This window comes from Streptomyces sp. NBC_00582 (assembly GCF_036345155.1).
Lineage (GTDB): Bacteria > Actinomycetota > Actinomycetes > Streptomycetales > Streptomycetaceae > Streptomyces.
On record NZ_CP107772.1, the window covers coordinates 3,168,524 to 3,188,121 of the forward strand.

Genomic DNA, 19,598 nt, shown 5'->3' on the forward strand with positions numbered 1-19,598 from the left:
CCGATGACCACCGAGAAGGAGAATCCGCGGACAACGGCGCCACCGGCCGGATCCGCCAAGCGGGGCCTCGTCGGCCGGCTGTCCTGGGGACTGGCCGACCAGGCGGCCTCCAGCCTGTCCAACTTCGCGGTGGGCATCTACGTGGCCCGCTCGCTGGGGGTGACCGCGTTCGGTGTGTTCAGCCTGGCCTGGGTGACCTACGGCGTGGTGCTCAACGTCTCCCGCGGGCTGGCCACCGACCCGCTCGTGGTGCGCTTCAGCGGCGTGTCCGACGCGTCATGGCGAGGGGCGGTCGTCCGGTCGTCGGGTACCGCGCTCGGCGTCGGCGCCGCCCTCGGCGCGCTGTGTCTGGTGGCCGGGCTGGGTCTCGGCGGCCGCGTGGGGCCCGCGTTCGCCTGCCTCGGCGTCATGCTGCCGGGGCTGCTGCTGCAGGACGCCTGGCGGTTCTCCTTCTTCGCCGCCGGCGCCGGGCGGAAGGCGTTCGTCAACGACCTGGTGTGGGGCATCGCGCTCGTCCCGGCCATGGTCGTGGCGGCCCGGGTGGGCAGCGTGGCCGCGTTCGTGCTCGCCTGGGGCGCGTCCGCCGCGGTGGCCGCCGCGTACGGCTGCCTCCAGTCCGGCATCCGGCCCCGGCCGACCGGGGCGCGCGGGTGGCTTCGCGAGCAGCGCGATCTCGGCTACCGGTACCTGGTCGAGAACGTCAGCCTCAGCGGCGCGAGCCAGCTGCGGGCGTACGGGCTCGGCGCGATCGTCGGGGTCGGCGCGGTGGGTGCGGTACGGGGCGCGGAGCTCCTGATGGGCCCGTTCCTCGCCCTGCTGATGGGGCTGTCCCTGGTCACCGTCCCGGAAGCGGCCCGGGTGCTGCGGCAGGCCCCGGACCGCCTCGGCGCGTTCTGCCTCCGGCTGGGCGGCGGGCAGGCCGCCGCCGCGCTGCTCTGGGGCGGGGCGCTGCTGCTGGTGCCGGACCGGCTCGGCGAGCTGGCGCTGGGCGCGGTCTGGCACACCGCCTCGCAGCTCATCGCGGCGATCACCTTCGGCGTCGCGGGCGCGGGCCTCGGCACGGGCGCGGCGGCCGGGCTGCGCGCGCTCGGCGCGGCCCGGCGCAGCCTGCGCTGCCAGCTGTTCGCCTCCGCCTGCTATGTCGGCGGCGGGCTCGGCGGGGCGGCCCTGGCCGGCACGGTCGGTTCGGCCTGGGGCGCCGCCGCCGCGAACGTCAGCGCCGCGGCCGTGTGGTGGCTGCAGCTGCGGTCCGCCCTGCGCGAGCGCGACCGCAAACCCCTACGTGAAGTGAAGTGAGGACGCCATGACCGCCCATCCCCGGTTGAGCATCGGGCTGCCCGTCTACAACGGCGAGGAGTATCTGGCCGAGTCGCTCGACGCCCTGCTCGGCCAGACCTACGAGGACTTCGAGCTGGTCGTCTCCGACAATGCCTCGACCGACGGGACCGAGGACATCTGCCGCAAGTACGCCGCGCAGGACGCGCGGATCCGGTACATCCGGCTGCCCCGGAACGTGGGAGCCACGCCGAACCACAACTACGTCTTCACCCAGTGCCGCGGCGAGCTGTTCAAGTGGGCCTCGCACGACGACCTGTACGCCCGGGACCTGCTGCGGCGCTGCGTCGAGGCGCTGGACGAGCGGCCGGACGTCGTCCTCGCGCACTCCGGCCAGGCGGTCATCGACGGCGACGGCCAGGTGAAGGTCCCGTACGAGTACGGACTCGCCACCGACTCGCCGCACGCGCCGGAGCGCTTCCGCAGTCTGCTGTTCGAGCCCGGCGGCGACGACTTCTACGGGGTGATGCGGGCCGACATGCTGCGCCGGGTGAGACCGCTCGACAGCTACCACCACGCGGACCGCACGTTCGTCGCCGAGATCGTGCTGCAAGGTCCCTTCCACCAGGTGCCGGAGCTGCTGTACTTCCGCCGCGACCACCCCACCCGCGCCGAGCGGGCGAACCCTTCCAAGCGCTCCCGGTGCGTCAACCTGGACCCGCGCCGGGCCGGGCTGCTGCACCCGACACCCCGGCTGCTCGCCGAGTACGTCTGGGGCTTCGTCTCGGCGATCCGGCGGGCGCCGTTGTCCTCGGCCGACCGGCGCGCGTGCTTCAACCACCTGGCCGCGTGGATGACCAGCCGGGCCCGGCCGGGCACCGGCGAGCGGGTCGAGGACCGCGCCCCGGTCGACCCGGACCGGATCACCGTTTCCGTCGACGCCCTCGTCGCCGGTCGTGAAGGGAGCCAGGCATGACGTCTGCACACAGGACCCCGGTGCGGGTCGGGTTGTTCGGCCTGCTCGGCGCCGGCAACTTCGGCAACGACGGGCAGCTCGAGTCCATGCTCACCTACCTCCGCACCGAGCAGCCGGAGGCGGTCGTGGACGCGTTGTGCAGCGGGCCCGAGGTCGTCGCGGCCCGGTACGGGATTCCCACGACGCGGATGAACTGGTACCGCGGGGAGTACCGGACCGCGTCGCGTCCGGGCGCGATCGCGGCGAAGGGGCTGGGCAAGCTCGTCGACGCCGTCCGTACCGTCGCCTGGGTGCGGCGGCACGACGTGGTGATCGTGCCGGGCGCGGGCGTCCTGGAGGCCACGCTTCCGCTGCGGCCGTGGGGCTTCCCGTACGCGCTGTTCCTCCTCTGCGCGTCCGGCCGGCTGGTGGGTACCCCGGTCGCGCTGGTCGGCGTCGGTGCGGACACGATCGGCCACCGGGCGACCCGGACCCTCGTGCGCTGGTCGGCGAGGCTTGCCGCGTACCGGTCGTTCCGGGACGCCGGGTCGCGGGACGCGATGCGGGCGATGGGCGTGGACACCGCGCGCGACGGGGTCTTCCGGGACCTCGCGTTCGGCCTGCCGACGCCGCGGGCGAGCGAGCCCTCGAACCCGCCGGGCTCGGTCTGTGTCGGCGTCATGGCCTATCACGGCAGCAACGACGACCGCGCCCGGGCCGAGGAGATCCACCGCCGCTACCTCGACGGGACGACCCGGTTCGTCCGCGCGCTGGCCGAGGAGGGCAGGCCGGTCCGGCTGCTCACCGGCGACGAGCTCGACGAGCCGGTGGTCGCCGCGATCCTCGACGCGGTGGACTCGCCGCTGGTCACCACGGCCGAGGCGGCCTCGCTGGACGACGTGATGAAGGAGGTGGCGGCTGCCGACACCGTGGTGGCGACCCGCTTCCACAACCTGGTCTGCGCGCTGAAGGCCGGCACGCCGACGCTCGCGGTCGGCTACTCGGCGAAGAGCGGCGCGCTCATGGAGCAGATGGGACTCGCCGCGTACTGCCACCCGGCCCAAGAAGTCGACGCCGACCGGCTGCTGGAACAGTTCCGGGAGCTGGAGAAGCACTCGGCGGACCTGCGGCGGACGCTCGCCGAGCGGAACCAGGTCGCCGCCCGCCAGATCGAGGCCCAGTTCACCGAGTTGACCGCGGCCCTGTTCCCGGCGACCGGCCACGCCGGGGCCCGTGCCCGGCAGGAGGCTCCATGAAAGCGACCGAAGTCCCGGAGATCGCCGGCGCATACCTGTTCGAGCCGACGCCGTACGCCGACGAACGCGGCTTCTTCTGCCGCACGTTCGACGCCGACGTGGTCCGCTCGGTGGGCCTCGACCCGCACGCCTTCGTCCAGGACAGCGTCTCCCGCTCGGTCCGGGGCGTGCTGCGCGGCCTGCACCTGCGCTCCGGCGCCGGCGAGGCCAAGCTGGTGCGGTGCTCGTACGGGCAGATCTTCGACGTCGTCGTGGACCTGCGGCCCGACTCGCCGACGTACCTGGGCCGGGCCATTTTCGAGCTGTCCGGTGAGACGCAGAAGACCGTTTACATCCCGGCGGGATGCGCGCACGGCTTCCAGGCTCTTACCGAAATCGCAGACACCTCTTACCGTATCGACCGTCAGCACGATCCGACCGAGGACGTGACGATCGCCTTCGACGACCCGGAACTCGCCATTCCCTGGCCGCTGCCGGTCACGTCGATGTCCCAGCGGGACCGCGAGGCGCCGAGCCTCGCCGAGGTCCTGAAGCGCAAGAAAGGGTGAAGTCGGTTGACCACCGAACACACCGAAGAGACCACGGAGCTCCTGCTGCCCCGGTCGCGGGCGGCGAACGAGCGGCTGCACGCCCTGGTCCCCGGGGGCTCGCACACCTACGCCAAGGGCGACGACCAGTATCCCGAGGACCTGGCCCCAGTCATCAGCCACGGCCGCGGTGCCCATGTGTGGGACCTCGACGGCAACCGGTACATCGAGTACGGCTCCGGCCTGCGGTCGGTCAGCCTCGGCCACGCCCATCCACGCGTGGTCGAGGCGGTGCGGCGGGAACTCGACCGCGGCAGCAACTTCGTCCGGCCGTCCGTCGTGGAGGTCGAGGCCGCGGAACGCTTCCTGGCCACGGTGCCGACCGCCGAGATGGTGAAGTTCGCGAAGAACGGCTCCGACGCCACCACCGCCGCGGTGCGCCTCGCCCGCGCCGCCACCGGGCGCCCGCGGGTGGCCCTCTGCGCCGACCATCCGTTCTTCTCCACCGACGACTGGTTCATCGGCACCACACCGATGTCCGCCGGAATTCCGGCGGCGACCACCGAGCTCATCACGGCGTTCCCCTACGGGGACCTGGCCGCCACGGAGAAGCTGCTCATCCGGTACCAGGACGAGGTCGCCTGTCTGATCCTCGAACCCGCCACCCAGGCCGAGCCGCCGCCGGGCTACCTCGCGGGTCTGCGCGAGCTGGCCGACCGGCACGGCTGCGTCCTGATCTTCGACGAGATGATCACCGGTTTCCGCTGGTCCGAGGCGGGTGCCCAGGGCCTGTACGGCGTCGTCCCCGACCTCTCCACGTTCGGCAAGGCGCTGGGCAACGGGTTCGCGGTCTCCGCCCTGGCCGGGCGCCGCGAGCTGATGGAGCGGGGCGGGCTGCGGCACTCCGGCGACCGGGTGTTCCTGCTGTCCACCACGCACGGTGCGGAAACGCACTCGCTGGCCGCGGCGATGGCCGTGCAGACCATCTACGCCGAGGAGGGCGTCACCGCGCGGCTGCACGCCCTCGGCGAGCGGTTGGCCGCCGGTGTCCGCGCCGCCGCGGCCGCCGAGGGGGTCGGCGACCACATCGTCGTCCGGGGCCGGGCCAGCAACCTGGTCTTCGCCACCCTCGACGAGCACCTCCGGCCGTCGCAGGAGTACCGCACCCTGTTCCTGCGCCGGCTCCTCGCGGGCGGGGTGCTGGCCCCGTCGTTCGTGGTGAGCAGCGCGCTCAGCGACGCCGACATCGATCACACGGTCGACGTGGTGGCCCAGGCGTGTGCGGTGTACCGGAGGGCGCTGGACGCCGCCGACCCCACCCCCTGGCTGGCCGGACGCCCGGTGAAGCCCGTGTTCCGCCGCCTGGCGTGAGGTGACGTCACAGACGCTCCGGCTGACCGGCCTCGGCCCTCCGCCCGGCCCTGCGCCCGGCCGTCCGGTCAGCCGCCCGGTCGACCAGCCACGCGGTCGCCGGGATCACCGCCAGCGCGGTGCACCAGCCGCCGAGGACGTCGGTCGGGTAGTGCGCGCCCAGGGCGACCTGGGCCCAGCCCATGGCGGCGCCCGCCACCAGCCCCGCGCCGAGCACGAGTGAGGTGCCGGCCGCCCTGCCGAGGCCGAGCCGGCCGGCCGCGAGCAGGGCCGTCACGAGGGCGAGCGCGGTGAGGAAGGCGGTGTGCCCGCTCGGGTAGGACAGGTTGTCGGGGCCGTGGATGGTACGTCCCACGAAGGACTTGAGCAGCGTCGCCGTCCCCACGGTCAGGGCGACGCCGGCGACGACGAGCACCGCCGCGCGGGGCCGCCGCAGCAGCAGGCAGACCGTCACGGCGGCCACGACCAGCATCACCGCTCCCCCGGGCTCGCCCAGGAAGTCCAGGCTCAGAGCGACGGACCGCCACGGCGGCCCCACACCGTCCACCGCCGCCACGATCGGAGCGTCCACCCCGCCGGGCTCGCTGTCACCGGCGAACACGACCCCGAGCACGAGGACCACCAGCGCGGCGAGGGCAGCGATCGGTCCGAGCCACCCGCGCAGCGCCGGGGGCAGCGCCGCAGGCGCCGGCCGGCCCGTCACACGTTCCCCATCCGCCAAGCCCCCCAGTAGACGACGGCCGCTCAGCCGGCCTCGCGAACCGGCTCGAGAATCGCGACCCACTCCACATGATGCGTCATGGATGCCGCCCACAGCGTCAAAGAGCGTCACAGCCGGCCAGAAAGACGCCTCTGGCGAGTCATACCGGCGAGGTCTTGCAACAACGCCTCGGCCACCAGTTCCTCGACCACGGCGGTACCGTACTCGGCCATGGCCTCGGCCAGCTCAAGGTCCCACGGCGCTTCGGTGATGCGCCCGGGGTGAGGACCGCGTGGGTTGTGGGCGACCGCGGCACGATAGTCCGCTGCCGTCATGCGCCAGGGGCGTGCCGACGTCTTGTCGAGGACATACGCGGCGATGCGGATCCCTTCGCCGTCGAAGTCGCCGTGGTAGCGCAGCGCCGCGCCCTGGTCCGCGAGCATGCGCAGGAGCTGGATCGCGGCGCTGTTGGGCCAGCCGGACGTACAGACGAGCGGCGGGCAGCGGGGACCGAAGCGGCGGAGGGCCAGTGCCAGGATGCTGGGGTTCTCCACGACGTGGACGACGGGTTCCGGGGCCTTGTGCAGGATGAACCCGCCCGGATACCGGACGTGGGCGAGGGTCAGACTGGCGGCCTGCCCGGCCTCCGCGCACGCCGTGGCCACCCGGGCGAGCAGGCCCTCACCGGCCGGGCGCAGTCCGCCGACGAGGACCGTGGCTGACAGCTCGTCGTCGGCGACACCCGCGCGGGTCCACAGGGCACGCCGTTCCGCGGCGGACTGCGGAGGGGCGGTGTCGTAGAGGGTCGCCAGGGCGCGCAGGACGAGTGCGGACAGGGGTGTGCCGTCGTCGAGTGCGTGTGCCTGGCCGCTCAGGACCCGGGCGGCGAAGACGGGCAGGGGTTCGGCCCGGCCGGGCAGTTCGGCGAGCACCTTGAGCGCGTCCGTCAGCAGCGTACGGGTGTGTTCCGCCGAGCCGGCGACCACGCCCGCTGCCCGGCAGGAGGCTGCCCAGTCGGAGAGCACCGGCTGGGCCCTGACCGTCTCGTGCTCGGCCAGCCAGGTCCACAGCCCGGCCCGCTCGTCCTGCTGGCGGCGCCGCTCGCCGGCTCTGTCACCGAGAGGGCCGACGAGCTCGGTGACGACTTCTCGTACGGTGCGGCCGGTGAGTTCGGTGACGGCCTCTTCCAAGCGGGTCAGGGCGATGCAGGGGCGTGCGTCCGGCAGGCGGTCGAGGCCGAGGAGGTCGGCGAGCGCCTCGCGCTGGGTGTCGTCGAGCGGTCCGAGGCGCACCCGTGTGACGGGGCGGCCGGAGGAGAGGCGGCTGTGGAGGGTGTCCCAGAGGGGGCGCAGTTCGGGGCGGCGCAGGGTGGCATCGCCCGGGGCCGGCTGTGTGGGCATCGCCGCTTCGGTGCTGGTCATCCCGCCTCCAGGTCGCGGCCGTTCCAGACGAAGCGGGCGCTGGTGACCGCGTCGTCGTCCCCGTCGGTGAGGAGTTGGTGGACGGCGATGCCGGGCAGTTCGCCGTAGGTGCACCATTCGTGGTCGGAGGTGACCATGAGGTCCAGGTCGAGTGCGGTGAGCAGGGCGAAGACCTGTCCGCGGTTGACCGTGTCGACACCGACGAAGACCTCGTCCAGCAGGATCGGCCGGGGTGCCAGGGGCACGGCCTCGTAGTGGGCGGCGACGGCGGCGAAGAGGGGCAGGTGCAGGGCGATGGCCTTCTCCCCGCCGGAGAGCGCGCCGTGCAGCTTCTTGGTCAGCGGCTGCCAGCCGGTCCCGTTCGCCCGGTCGAGGCGGACGGTGAAGCGGTGCCAGGCGGTGTAGTCGAGCACCTCACCGAGCTGTTCCTCCCAGCTCGCGGCCGTCTCGCCGGCCTTGGCCTCCTCGATACGGGCCCGGAAGAAGAGGTGCAGGGCCTCCCGGTCGCTCTCGGTGACCCGGCCGGGGTCCTTGAGCAGCAGCTGACGGGCGGTGCGGGTGCTGTCCGGAAGGTCCGGGCGGACGTCCCAGACGAGCTGGACGGCCACGTTGGAGGCGGTGCGGACCCGCTCCAGGTGCCCGTTCATGCGGTCGACGAGTTCACCGGCCTGGCGGATGCGGGCCGCGAGGTGGCGGCGGATGTCACCGGTGAGGATCTGGTCGAACAGGCGCCGCTCGGCCGCCGTGATGTCGTCCCGGCTGCGGTCGCGCTCCTGGGTGAGCGTGCTGAGCAGACCCGTCGCCCCCACCCGTACGCCGTCCAGGGTTGCGGTGAAGAGCTGGATGTCGTCGTCCGGTTCCAGGTCCAGGTCGGCGCGGGTGCCGAGGCGCTGACGGGCCTCGTGGACCGCTTCGGACAGGCGGGTCGCGGCGTCGCCCAGGTTGCGTGGGGCGTGCGGGAGGTCCGGCCACTTCGCCGCTGTGGCGCGGGCGGCCTCCAGGGTGGCCTTGGTGCCGTCCCCGGCGTCGAGTGCCGGTGTGATGCCGGCGTCCTCGGCCAGTCCGGCCAGGCAGAGGTGCCGGAAGCGGTGCGCCGCCGCGTCGCGGGTCGCGACGGCTTGTTCCCGTCGTTCGGCGTCCTGGCCGCTGGTGGCCCGCAGTTCTCCGACCTGTCCTTCCAGGCGCAGCAGGAGTTCGGCGGCCCCGCCGGCCTCCTGACGGCAGCGACGCAGCTCGTCGCGCGCCTCGGCGAGGCGCGCGACGATCTGCCGGTAGTCCGCGCCGACGGTGGCCTCCACTGCCTCCAGGCGCGCTGTCAGCCCCGCTGCCTCCGCTTCCGCGGCGGCCGCGTCCTCGGCGCGTTCCTCGGCGGTCCGGCGCGAGCGGTCCGCCTGCTCGGCCCTCTGGCGGGCCTGGTCGGCGGCGGCGGTCGCGGCGAGCCGGGCGTCCACCCAGCTTTCGGCGCTGTTCCGGAACCGGTCGATGGCGTCGCAGAGCGTGCGCAACCGGGCACGGTCGGTGGGCAGTCCGTGTTCGGCGGCCCGGCGGTCGAGCGCGCGCAGCGCCCCCGCCACCTCCCTTTCGCACCGCGCCAGACGTCCGGCGACGTCACGCACCGCGTCGTCCCGAGCCGCCACGGTGTCCTCCGCGCGGTCCCGGTCACGCCGCCGGGCGTCGAGTTCCCGGTGGTCGGGGCGGGCGGCGCGGTCGGCGTCCAGCCGGGAGCGGCGAGCGGCGAGGCCGTGCAACCGGTCGTCGAGTGCGGCGAGGGAGGCGTTCGTCTCGCCGATACGGTCGGTCAGTTCAGCGATCATGCGCTGCCGGGCGCGCTGACGTGCCAGGGCGCCGATGTGGGCCGGCTCCGGTTTGCTCCATGTCCCGGTGGCGAGCGCGAGACGCCAGGCGCCGTCGGCGGAGACGGCCGCGGGGTGCCCGCCCGGCAGGGTGGGCCCATAGGCGATGCCGGCGAGGACGCGGGTCACGGTGTCGGCCGGGACGGGGATGTCCTGCTCGGGCCTCAGCACCTCCAGCAGGCTGGGCCCCGGGGCGGCCTCGGCCAGGGCGGCCTCGGCGCGGGTGTCGTGACCCGGCAGCGTGAGGCCGTCGTAGGGACTGACCCAGGCATCCAGGAGACCCGACGCCTCCAGTGCGGCCTCCACCGCGGACTGGACGGGGAGCGGGACACCTTCGCGGAAGGCGACCACTCGCCACAGGGGTGCTCCCGCCGTCGCCGTACGGACGGCGGTGCGGGTGGGTGGGGGCACAGGCGGCAGATCGGTCTCACCGCTCAGCCGTCGTAGCTTCTCCTCCAGTCGGCTCCACTCGTCCCGCAGGCCCTGACGTGCGGCTCGGATGGTGGCCTCCGCCGCGGCGATCTCCTGTTCCAGCGGGCGCGCGGCGGCTTCGGTCAGCGCTGTCACCCCGGCCTCCGCCGCCGCCCCGGCAGCGAGGGCGTCGAGGTCGGTGATGCGCAGCTCCGCGCAGTCCTCGGCCCAGGCGAGCAGGCGCTCCACCTGGGCGGCGAGGGCGTCGTCCCAGGCGGCGGACGCCTCGTCCCGCCGGGTGATCGCCTCCGTGAGGCGGGTGCGGGCCTCGTCCAGCAGTTCCTCGGCGGCGCCCCGGTCGCGTACGGCGCGATCATGCTCGTCGATCGCCTCGGTGACGAGGGCGACCTGCTGCCGTCGGGCGGCGTCCGCGCCGCGCAGCAGCCGACGGGATTGTCGCGCGCCGTTCTCGGGATGTGCGTCGAGGACCGTCCTCACCTCGTGGTGGATGGACTCCAGCCCCGCTGCCCGAGCCGCCCTGTGTGCTTCCCCGGCGGCTTCGCGCGCATGCTCGCCGAGGGTGCGGGCCTGATCCGCCGCCTCGTCGGCGTGCCGTTGGTCCCCCTCCGACCGGGCCTGAGCGGCTTGGGCCGCGGCTCGCTGCCGTTCGGCGGTGGCCGCCGCGTCTTCGGTGCGGCGCCGGAGCCGGTCGAGTTCCTCGCCCTGCCGGTACGCGTCGCTCTCGCGCAGGCCCTCGATGGTCTCGTCCAGCGCATGCGAGCGCAGCTCCTGTTCCTCGCGCCGGGTCCGGGCCGACCGGCGTTCCGCCAGCGCCTGTTCGAGTTCCTCGGCACTCTGGCGGGCGACGCGGGTGAGGTTGTCCATCTCGGTCGTGGCCGAGATGAGCGCGGCGGAGTTCGCACGCAGGACCCTCCGCGCGTAGGCGCGCTGCCGGGACGCGACGGTCTCGGCGGCCGTCACCTCGTCGTCGAGCCGCTTGAGGTGTTCGCGCTGCCGGTCGAGCCGCTCGAAGCCCTCGGCGAGTTCGGCGATCTCCCCCTCGCCCAGCGGGGGCAGGGCACGGGACAGCAGGGTGGAGAGCAGGGACGGGTCGAGCCGCTCCGACAGTTTCGGCTGACGCAGCTGGAGCAGCGCCGACAGCAGCGACTCGTAGCGTTGCTCCCCCATCCCCGAGAAGAGTTCACGCCGTACGGCCGTGCGGTAGTCGGTGGCCGAGACGTGGACGTCGCCGCGGTCGCGCAGTGCTTCCGCGAGGGCGGCCCGGGTCAGTGGCTGTCCCGCCTCGTTGACGAGGAGCACACCCGCGGGGTCGGCGATTCTGGAGCCGGTGGTGAAGTAGTCGGCGTGCACCGCGCTGGTGTGCACGCTCGCCTGCAGGCGCGCCCCGCAGCCGAACCACCGCTCGGCGCCGTCGTCGCCGACACGGCGGAACTCCATCCACACGTATCCGACGCGGGTCTTGCCGGAGGCGCCCTCACCCAGCAGGTTCCAGTGCATGGTGCGTTCCGAACCGCCGAACGTGGACAGGCGGTTGGGGCGGAGGCTGGCGTCGAAGAGGAACGGCAGCAGAAGCTCCAGCGCCTTGGACTTGCCCGAACCGTTCTGGCCGCGCAGCAGCAGGCGGCCCTGGTGGAAGGTGAACGTCTCGTCGTAGTAGCGCCAGACGTTGAGGATGCCGGCGCGATGGGGCTGCCAGCGGCTGCCGGTGGCGTCCGCCGCTCGGGCGGCCCCTGCCACGGCCGGTTCGGTGGGCTCCGGCCGCCGGGGGAAGGGAAGCTCTGTCACGCTCACTGCTCGTCTCCTTCTGGGGCGACGCCTCCAGCAGCCGTGCCTGCGGCCTGGGGAGGGGTGGCGTCCCCTTCCGGTCCGGGCTCGTCGCCCCGGTCCGGGCTCGTCGTCTCCGTCAGGCGGTAGCGGTATGCGGCCGGGCACGCGACGACACGGCCCCCGGCCCGGCGGGCCAGGCCGACGTCACGCAGTACGCGTACGGCGTCGTCGGACAGCCGGGCCGCTCCGTCCTCGGACTGGTACGCCCTGGCCCACCGGGGGAAGCGCCGCAGCAGGTCCGCTCCGGCCTCGGCGAGCTGCTCGGGCAGCAGCCCGGCCGGCGTGGCGCACAGCGGCTCCAGGAGAAGCAGCGCGGCGACCCGGGCGGTCGACGTGTCGTCGGGGAAGCGGACGTCGGTGGCCAGCCCGTCCGGGTCCACGAGCAGGTAGCCCTCGGCTCGTTCCTCCAGCAGGAAACCGGCCTGTTCGACCGAGCGGCGCAGGATCTGGCGTCCGGTCAGGGAGGTGACGTACGCCAGTTCGTCGTCGGTGAGATCCGTCCGGTACAGCACGGGGTCGTCGAAGAGGCGGCGCAGCACCGAGTGGCGCAGCCTCAGGTTGCGTTGCGCGTCCGTGGCGGCCCGCTCGCCGTGCGCCTCGTCCGCCGTGCCGTCGGCGACCGCGCCGCCGTAGCGGCGCTCGCGCACCAGACCGGTGAGGAGTTCCCCGAACCGCGCGGGCACCTCGTCCGGGGGTACGGCGAGCCGGGAGGCGCCGACGGGCGCGGCGGGCAGCCGCATCAGCAGCGTGGTGTCCACCCGGTAGAGGACCTTCGCCTCGGCGGACTCGACGTACGCCTCGGTGGTCCCGTCGACCGCGCGCAGCACGTCGTAGGACTCCAGCAGTTTCAGGACGTCGACGAACGCCATCCGCTCCGGCTTGTGCACCGGGTCGAACGCGGCCAGCGCCCGGTCGGCCGACGTGGCCTGCACGACACGGTCGGCGAGCATGCCGATGGTCGTCATCGGCATGGACAGCAGCTCGGCGGCGGTCACGCACAGCAGCACGTAACGCCGGCGGTCGAACGGGGCCCGGCCGGAACGCGCCCTGCGGGCCGGTCGGGAGCCGTCCGGGTCGGCGCGGACCTTGGTGAGTCGGGCGTAGCCGCGGCGCGGTTCCACCACCAGGCTCCAGCCACAGGTGTAGTCGAACCACTGGGCCAGCGGCTCGCGACGGCGGCGTACCAGTTCGAAGCCGGCCGGGTCGGTGGCCTCGGTCAGCAGGGGCCGGGCCAGCAGGAGACGGATGGCACGGGCGACCTGCTCCCGTTCCGCGGCGGCGAGTTGGTTGGCGAGGGTGCTCATCCGGCTGCCTCCCGCCGCGCGGCGTCCGGCCGTGGGAGGGGGCTCACTCCGCCTGCCGCTGTGACGAGCACGACGTAGTCGGGTCCGGCGAGGGTGCCCTTCGTCGTGCGCAGTACGGCGGTGCGCTCGTCGGGAGGTGGGGACAGCGCGATCTCCACCCGGCCGTCGCCCGTCGTGGCGCGCCGCGAGCCGGTCGTGTCCGGCCGGGCGGCCAGGGCCCGGCCCACCAGGTCGAGCAGCCGCTCGAACACGACGGGATCCAGGGTGCCGAAGGAGGACAGGCGCACCGGGCCGTCCGTCTCCAACGCCCGCCAGGCACGCGCGAGTTCCGCTCGCTCCACGCGGGCACGCTCCGCGCGCTCGGCCTTGACCGCCGTGACGTCCCGCACCCTGGCCGTGCGGGTGAAGCGCTCCGTCCGTCCGCTGGTCCGCAACAGCGCCGACACCTCCACGGGCGGGGCCTCCGACCAGGAACGGGACGACGGGATCAACTCCGGGTCGGGGTGGGCGAGGTGGGCGTGACGCGCCGGGCCGAGTCCGAAGGCCGCCGACCACAGCCGGTGCAGGTCCTCCTCCGCCGGGGCCGCGGCGAACCAGCGCGCCAGCTCCCGGAAGTCCTGTACGGCGCTGGAGGAGCGGCGCCGTGACTCGTTGATCCGCTCCAGGACCTGCAGGAGCGAGACGATGGCGCGCCGGGCGATGTCGTGCAGCTGCTCGATCCGGGGCCGTGTCCCGTCGTCCGGCAGGAACCACGCCCGCAGGCCCGCCCAGCGCGCCCGCCTGCTCTCCAGCCAGCCTGCCGCGGGGTCCCCACCGGCCACCGGCGGCAGCTCGGCCCCACGCAGAGCCCGCTCGCGCAGCACGGCGGTCCCCCGCTCCTCCACCCGGGCCACGGCGGCGGCGACCGCCTGTCCGCGCCGGTCGAGGTTGACCAGGAACTCCTGGAGGTATGCGACGGTGGCGGCCTTGACCTCGCGGAACACCTCCAGGTCCGCGCCCTCGGCGCGCAGGAGGCGCTGCAGTTCGCCGTTGAACGCCTTGGTGTTCTCCACCAGGGCTTCCAGGTGCGCCTCCAGCTCGCGCAGTGTGCTGAAGATCCGCCGGTCGGCGGAGGCGGGTTCGCCGGACAGCAGGCACAAGTCGTCCAGGCGGTCGGCGATGGCCTCCAGCACGGCCGTCTGCAACGCCCCGGTGGAAGCCAGCACCTCGAGCGCGTGCCGCACTCCGGCGAGAGCCGCCTCACCCCTGCGGGTCAGCGAGTACTGGAGGTTGCGCCGCTCGTACTCCTCGGCCGTGCGGTAGTTCTCCGCGTGGTTGTGCACGACGTCGAGGAGTTCCCACTTCACGAGCCGGGTGAGCGCGTCGTGCAGTTCCGCGTCGTCGACGTCCGCCACCCAGCCCACCTGGCGCAGTCGCTCGCGTACCGCGTCGGCCCCCAGGGTGGTTTCGAGGTGCTCGCCGGCCACGCCGAAGGCGTCCAGCACCGCCCCGTTCAGATCGGCCTTCTCTCCCGTCGTGAACCGGAACATCTCCGGTGGCACCCTGCGCACGCCCGTCGTCCCTCCCCGCCGCCCCGGCGGTATCGGCGATCTCCACCGTAGAGGGCGGCACCGGCATCACGGGCCGTGTCCCGGAAGAGGGGTGTGCGCCCCGGTCTGCCGGGGAATGGGCGGTGACCGGCCTCCCGCCGGCGCGGGAGGTGGTCCGGCGTGGCCGTGGACACCGGTTCCGCCCGATGGTGAGACCCTTCGTGCACATCGCGCCGCTCAGCCCCGACGACCCTTCCGAGCTGGGCGGATACGAACTGCTCGGCGGGATCGGACAGGGCGGGATGGGCCAGGTGTACCCGGGCGGCGGGTCAGCCACTGGAGGGGCTGCGGGGGCTGCGGGATGCCCGGCGCAGCGCTCCCGCCACCGGGCAGCCCCCGACGCGTCCGGGTGGAACCCGGGCGCGATTCGTACGGGCGACCCGGTGGGCCGGTGATCAGGCCGGACATCAGCAGCGACTCGTCGCCGAGTTGCACCTCGTGCACATCGGCGTCCGGCCCGGACGCCTGCCGGGCTGTGTCTCAGGCGTCGATGATGACGGGGATGACGAGGGGCTTGCGGCGGTGGGTGCGGAACGCCCAGTTCGCCACGGCGCGGGCGATGAGCTGTTCGAGTTGGCGTGCGTCCCCGACGCCTTCCTCGGCCGCCGTGGCGAGGGTCTTCTCGATGACGGGGACGACCGGCTCGAAGGTGGCGTCGTCGTGGACGAAGCCGCGGGCCAGGAAGTCGGGGGCCTCGGCAAGGGCGCCGGTGTCCGCGTCGACGATCGCCACCACCGTGACCACGCCTTCGGCGGCGAGGGTGAGGCGGTCCTTGAGGGACGCTTCGGTGGCGCCGCCGACTTCCATGCCATCCACGTAGACGTTGCCGGCGGGGACCTTGCCGGTGATGGACGCGCGCCCGTCGACGAGGTCGACGACGACGCCGTCCTCGGCGATGACGACCCGGTCGGGGTCGACACCGGTACGGATGGCGAGGTCGCCGTTGGCCCGCAGATGGCGCCATTCGCCGTGCACGGGCATGACGTTGCGGGGTTTGACGATGTTGTAGCAGTAGACGAGTTCGCCGGCGCTGGCGTGCCCGGAGACGTGCACCTTGGCGTTGCCCTTGTGGACCACGTGAGCGCCCCACCGGGTGAGTCCGTTGATCACCCGGTAGATGGCGTTCTCGTTGCCGGGGATGAGGGAGCTGGCGAGCAGGACGGTGTCGCCCTTGCCGATGCGGATCATGTGGTCACGGTTGGCCATCCGTGACAGCGCGGCCATGGGTTCGCCCTGGGAGCCGGTGCACACCAGGGTGATCCTGTGGTCCGGGAGCTTCTCCAGTTCCCTGGTGCTCACGACCAGACCGGACGGGACCTTCAGATAACCCAGGTCACGGGCGATGCCCATGTTGCGGACCATCGACCGGCCGACGAAGGCGACCTTACGGCCGTGTTGGTGGGCGGCGTCCAGGATCTGCTGGATGCGGTGCACGTGGCTGGCGAAGCTGGAGACGATGACCCGGCGCGGCGCGGTGCGCATCACCTGCTCGATCGCCGGGTTCAGCTCACGCTCGGAGGTGGTGAAGCCGGGTACTTCGGCGTTGGTGGAGTCGGTGAGGAACAGGTCCACGCCCTCCTCACCGAGGCGGGCGAAGGCGCGCAGATCGGTGATGCGGTCGTCGAGGGGGAACTGGTCCATCTTGAAGTCGCCGGTGTGCAGCACCATCCCGGCGCCTGTGCGGATGGCGACCGCGAGGCTGTCGGGGATGGAGTGGTTGACCGCCACGAACTCGCAGTCGAAGGGCCCGAAGCCGCGCCGGTCGCCCTCCCGCACTCGCACCGTGCGCGGCCGGATGCCGTGTTCCTTGAGCTTGGCCTCCAGGAACGCCAGCGTCAGCTTCGAGCCGACGACGGGAATGTCGGACCGCTCGCGCAGCAGGTACGGCATGCCGCCGATGTGGTCCTCGTGGCCGTGGGTGAGTACGACGGCCACGATGTCGTCCAGCCGGTCCCGGATCGAGGTGAAGTCCGGCAGGATCACGTCGACGCCGGGCTGGGTCTCCTCGGGGAAGAGCACGCCGCAGTCGACGATGAGCAGCTTGCCGGCGTGCTCGAAGACGGTCATGTTGCGGCCGATCTCACCCAGGCCGCCCAGGGCGATGACCCGCAGCCCTCCTTCGGGCAGGGGCGGGGCGGCTTTCAGTTCGGGGTGTGGATGGCTCATACCCTGACGGTACCCGGAGAGCGGAACGAGAGGATCCATTGCCTGTGTGATCTCTTCTTCCCGATGGAGCCGGGCACCGGCAGTGGCTGCTCCGGGACGATCGGATGATCTCCGCGGCCTCCCGGTGCGCCCCGCCGCTGGGCCACTCGGTGTACAGCAGTGCCCGCTCGGTGTACGTGGAGGGGCCCAGGTGCCGTTTGGCACCAAGGCCCCGAAGGAACCGCAACCGCCAACTGTGGCCCTACTCGCGGCGGCCCCTCGTCAGTTCGGGGCGCCCGGTCCGGTCGTCAGTTCCGTCGCCGTCCGTACGACAACCTGGCTTCGAAAGACATCGAATGCCTCGAAGCACGCCCCTGGCTCGCCGGGTTGCGCCACCGCTGCACCCGCCCGGGCGGCCCGGTGCATAGAATCCCATCCCATGCCGAAGCTTGACGAGCTGCTCGTTGCGATAGCCACCCTCGTGGAGTCCGGGCAGAGCAATCAGATGTCCCTGACCGTGGTCACCAGTGGTGCCGTCATCACCGGTCGGCTGGCTCCGGAAGCCATGTGGAGGCAGCGGGTGTCCGAGGTGCTGACGGACTCCGCCGACCTGGGCGCGTTCTCCGCCGTCTTCGACACCCGCACGAGGATGGACGGGCCGCCCACGCATCTGCATTTCCACGTCGCCCGGATCCTGCAGGGTACGGTGGGCATCCCGGAGACAGGCGGGATGTACCGCGTTGCGATCGAGGCCGTCAGTGCCTGGACTGTGGGCGACTTCAGCTACTCCGACCACTGACCACCGACCCATGGCACAGAGTGAGGCCCCATCGGCACGCCGGTGGGGCCTCACTGCTCTGTTCGGCTCACACCTGTCCGTAAGTCAGGCGGACGGGGGAAGTGCCGAGCGTTGCGGAAGTCGGCTCGTACGGGCCGACCAGGGGCACAGATGCGGCGGCAGGGCGGGTGCCGCAGGGAAGCCGAGTTGGGCCATGGTCCTGAGGACCTCGCCGGGTGGGGTGAGGGCGGTTCAGCGGGAGAGGGCGAGGGCGACGGCGCTCGGAGTGCTGCCGTGTTCGTCGGCCACGGGCGCGGCCCCGAGCCGGCGGCAGTGCATCGCACGTTCGGCTTCGGCCCCAGTGGTCAGCGGTGGTGCGAAGGGCCGATGACGTCGGCGATGTCTCGCAGGCGGATCCGGTCCGTGTATCCGGAGCCGTCGCGAACGGCCGTGAGCCCGGCCCGGGTGACCAGGCCAGTGCGCAGACCGTCCTCGTCGCAGACCGCCAGATGACCTGTACGGGCGGCGGTCATCACGGACAGTGCCACCTCCACGGTCATGTCCTCCCAGACCTGCGGCCCGGCCGGGTCCATGGTGTCGGTCACCGCGCCGCGCGCGGGGTGGGCGCTCGCCGGGCGGAACTGCGTCTGGTCCAGCGTCAAAGGGTGCCTCCTGCGGAGTTGGGCCGGCTTCCTGATCACGAAGGTTCTATGCAGCCGGACCCCCGCCGGACTGCCGTACGGGCGCACGGCGGGCCGTCGGGACGGGGCGGCGTCGGCCGCGTGAGGTGGCGCCGCGCTTCTTGGGGCGTTCGACCACCGGTGCGGTGATGACGACCGGGATGCCGGACGGGGCCTGGGCGCCGGTGATGCGGTGCAGGGCCTCTTCGCCGGTGCGGACCTGGGTGGTCTGCGGGACGATGCCGGCCGCTGCCATGAGGCGAGCCATGCCGCGGCGCTGGTTGGGGGTGACCAGGGTGACGACGCTGCCGGACTCTCCTGCGCGGGCGGTACGGCCGCCGCGGTGCACGTAGTCCTTGTGGTCGGTCGGCGGATCGACGTTGACGACGAGGTCGAGGCTGTCGACATGGATGCCGCGCGCCGCGACATTGGTCGCCACCAGCACGTTGACGTGCCCGCTCTTGAACTGCGCCAGCGTGCGGGTGCGCTGCGGCTGCGACTTCCCGCCATGGAGGGCGGCGGCCCGTACCCCGCTGTTCAGGAGGTGCTCGGTCAGGCTGTCGACGGCGTGCTTGGTGTCGAGGAACATGATCACACGGCCGTCGCGTGCGGCGATCTGGGTGGTGGCCATGTGCTTGTCAGCGCCGTGAACGTGGAGCACGTGGTGCTCCATCGTCGTGACCGCGCCGGCCGAGGGGTCGACGGAGTGCACGACGGGGTCGCTGAGGTAGCGGCGCACGAGCAGGTCGACGTTGCGGTCGAGAGTGGCGGAGAACAGCATGCGCTGGCCTTCGGGGCGGACCTGGTCGAGAAGGGCGGTGACCTGCGGCATGAAGCCCATGTCGGCCATCTGGTCGGCCTCGTCGAGGACGGTGACGGAAACCTGGTTCAGGTGGCAGTCGCCGCGGTCGATGAGGTCTTTGAGGCGTCCCGGCGTGGCGACGACGACCTCGGCGCCACCGCGCAGCGCGCTCGCCTGCCTGCCGATCGGCACTCCGCCCACCACGGTGGCCAGCCGCAGCCTCACGGAGCGGGCGTACGGGGCGAGTGCGTCGGTGACCTGCTGCGCCAGCTCGCGCGTGGGTACGAGGATCAGCCCCAGCGGCTGCCCGGCCTCGGCGCGCTGCCCGGCCGTACGGGCCAGCAGCGCCAGCCCGAAGGCGAGGGTCTTGCCGGAGCCGGTGCGGCCACGGCCCAGTACGTCCCGGCCGGCGAGGGAGTTCGGCAGGGTCGCGGCCTGGATGGGGAAGGGTACGGTCACGCCTTGCGAGCCGAGCGCGCCCAGCAGCGCCCCCGGCATGTCGAGATCGGCGAAACCCTCCACGGCGGGGAGCGCGGGAGTGATCGTCCTGGGCAGCGCGAACTCCCCTTGGACCGCGGCGGGCCGGCGGCCGTAACCACCGGAACGGCTCCGTCCGCCGGAGCGGCTCCTGGCCGACGGACGGTCGTTCATGCGTGTGCGGTTCATGCGGAACCTTCCTCGAT

General features: G+C 72.9%; 14 protein-coding genes. 6 read left to right on the forward strand and 8 right to left on the reverse strand.

Features of this window, described 5'->3' with window-relative positions:
* Window positions 1–3: 3 nt before the first annotated feature.
* Genes OG852_RS13665 through OG852_RS13685 form a run of 5 tightly spaced genes read left to right on the forward strand, consistent with a single transcriptional unit; the run spans window position 4 to window position 5,384 of the window.
* Entirely contained in the window at window positions 4–1,296 is a 1,293-nt protein-coding gene (locus tag OG852_RS13665; RefSeq protein WP_133914102.1) for a hypothetical protein, read from the forward strand.
* A 7-nt stretch (window positions 1,297–1,303) separates the two neighbouring features.
* The gene (locus OG852_RS13670) at window positions 1,304–2,251 is read left to right on the forward strand and encodes a glycosyltransferase family 2 protein (protein WP_133914101.1); all 948 of its coding nucleotides are present in this window, start codon (window positions 1,304–1,306) and stop codon (window positions 2,249–2,251) included.
* Window positions 2,248–3,486: a polysaccharide pyruvyl transferase family protein gene (locus OG852_RS13675; RefSeq protein ID WP_133914100.1), complete on the forward strand. Its 1,239-nt coding sequence runs from the start codon at window positions 2,248–2,250 to the stop codon at window positions 3,484–3,486. Before OG852_RS13670 ends, OG852_RS13675 begins: the two co-directional genes overlap by 4 nt.
* Window positions 3,483–4,034 (forward strand): dTDP-4-dehydrorhamnose 3,5-epimerase, encoded by a 552-nt coding sequence (gene rfbC, locus OG852_RS13680; protein ID WP_133914099.1) that lies wholly within the window; start codon window positions 3,483–3,485, stop codon window positions 4,032–4,034. The genes OG852_RS13675 and rfbC overlap by 4 nt, the downstream gene beginning before the upstream one ends.
* 6 nt (window positions 4,035–4,040) lie before the next feature.
* On the forward strand, window positions 4,041–5,384 hold the full coding sequence (locus OG852_RS13685; protein ID WP_208117210.1) for a glutamate-1-semialdehyde 2,1-aminomutase: 1,344 nt from the start codon (window positions 4,041–4,043) through the stop codon (window positions 5,382–5,384).
* Window positions 5,385–5,391: 7 nt separating this feature from the next.
* On the opposite strand, the gene OG852_RS13690 is transcribed toward OG852_RS13685, so the two are convergent.
* From OG852_RS13690 to OG852_RS13715, 6 genes are all read right to left on the reverse strand, one after another.
* Window positions 5,392–6,087 (reverse strand): phosphatase PAP2 family protein, encoded by a 696-nt coding sequence (locus OG852_RS13690; protein ID WP_133914098.1) that lies wholly within the window; start codon window positions 6,085–6,087, stop codon window positions 5,392–5,394.
* A 125-nt stretch (window positions 6,088–6,212) separates the two neighbouring features.
* On the reverse strand, window positions 6,213–7,505 hold the full coding sequence (locus OG852_RS13695) for a TIGR02679 family protein (protein WP_330348066.1): 1,293 nt from the start codon (window positions 7,503–7,505) through the stop codon (window positions 6,213–6,215).
* A complete protein-coding gene (locus OG852_RS13700; RefSeq protein WP_330348067.1) occupies window positions 7,502–11,581 on the reverse strand; it encodes a TIGR02680 family protein in 4,080 nt (1,359 codons plus the stop codon). The genes OG852_RS13695 and OG852_RS13700 overlap by 4 nt, the downstream gene beginning before the upstream one ends.
* Entirely contained in the window at window positions 11,578–12,921 is a 1,344-nt protein-coding gene (locus OG852_RS13705; protein ID WP_330348068.1) for a TIGR02678 family protein, read from the reverse strand. The genes OG852_RS13700 and OG852_RS13705 overlap by 4 nt, the downstream gene beginning before the upstream one ends.
* Window positions 12,918–14,471: a TIGR02677 family protein gene (locus OG852_RS13710; RefSeq protein ID WP_133914094.1), complete on the reverse strand. Its 1,554-nt coding sequence runs from the start codon at window positions 14,469–14,471 to the stop codon at window positions 12,918–12,920. The genes OG852_RS13705 and OG852_RS13710 overlap by 4 nt, the downstream gene beginning before the upstream one ends.
* Before the next feature lie 519 nt (window positions 14,472–14,990).
* Window positions 14,991–16,676 (reverse strand): ribonuclease J, encoded by a 1,686-nt coding sequence (locus OG852_RS13715; protein ID WP_330348069.1) that lies wholly within the window; start codon window positions 16,674–16,676, stop codon window positions 14,991–14,993.
* Between the two features lie 418 nt (window positions 16,677–17,094).
* Here OG852_RS13715 and OG852_RS13720 point away from each other — a divergent pair, with 418 nt between their 5' ends.
* Window positions 17,095–17,454 carry a hypothetical protein gene (locus OG852_RS13720; RefSeq protein ID WP_133914091.1) on the forward strand — a complete coding sequence of 120 codons (360 nt, stop codon included), beginning with the start codon at window positions 17,095–17,097 and terminating at the stop codon, window positions 17,452–17,454.
* Window positions 17,455–17,798: 344 nt separating this feature from the next.
* Here OG852_RS13720 and OG852_RS13725 read toward each other — a convergent pair whose 3' ends face one another.
* Together OG852_RS13725 and OG852_RS13730 are read right to left on the reverse strand one after the other, a co-directional pair.
* On the reverse strand, window positions 17,799–18,095 hold the full coding sequence (locus OG852_RS13725) for a CBS domain-containing protein (protein WP_443064526.1): 297 nt from the start codon (window positions 18,093–18,095) through the stop codon (window positions 17,799–17,801).
* 46 nt (window positions 18,096–18,141) lie between these two features.
* On the reverse strand, window positions 18,142–19,581 hold the full coding sequence (locus tag OG852_RS13730; RefSeq protein WP_330348070.1) for a DEAD/DEAH box helicase: 1,440 nt from the start codon (window positions 19,579–19,581) through the stop codon (window positions 18,142–18,144).
* Window positions 19,582–19,598 lie beyond the last annotated feature (17 nt).

What these genes read in the sequence shown, in the direction of transcription:
- OG852_RS13675 (WP_133914100.1), top strand. Translation starts at nt 2,248, where the DNA reads ATGACGTCTGCACACAGGACCCCGGTGCGGGTCGGGTTGTTCGGCCTG.
- OG852_RS13730 (WP_330348070.1), bottom strand. Translation starts at nt 19,581, where the DNA reads ATGAACCGCACACGCATGAACGACCGTCCGTCGGCCAGGAGCCGCTCC.
- rfbC (WP_133914099.1), top strand. Translation starts at nt 3,483, where the DNA reads ATGAAAGCGACCGAAGTCCCGGAGATCGCCGGCGCATACCTGTTCGAG.
- OG852_RS13720 (WP_133914091.1), top strand. Translation starts at nt 17,095, where the DNA reads ATGCCGAAGCTTGACGAGCTGCTCGTTGCGATAGCCACCCTCGTGGAG.
- OG852_RS13695 (WP_330348066.1), bottom strand. Translation starts at nt 7,505, where the DNA reads ATGACCAGCACCGAAGCGGCGATGCCCACACAGCCGGCCCCGGGCGAT.
- OG852_RS13705 (WP_330348068.1), bottom strand. Translation starts at nt 12,921, where the DNA reads ATGAGCACCCTCGCCAACCAACTCGCCGCCGCGGAACGGGAGCAGGTC.
- OG852_RS13715 (WP_330348069.1), bottom strand. Translation starts at nt 16,676, where the DNA reads ATGAGCCATCCACACCCCGAACTGAAAGCCGCCCCGCCCCTGCCCGAA.
- OG852_RS13670 (WP_133914101.1), top strand. Translation starts at nt 1,304, where the DNA reads ATGACCGCCCATCCCCGGTTGAGCATCGGGCTGCCCGTCTACAACGGC.
- OG852_RS13665 (WP_133914102.1), top strand. Translation starts at nt 4, where the DNA reads ATGACCACCGAGAAGGAGAATCCGCGGACAACGGCGCCACCGGCCGGA.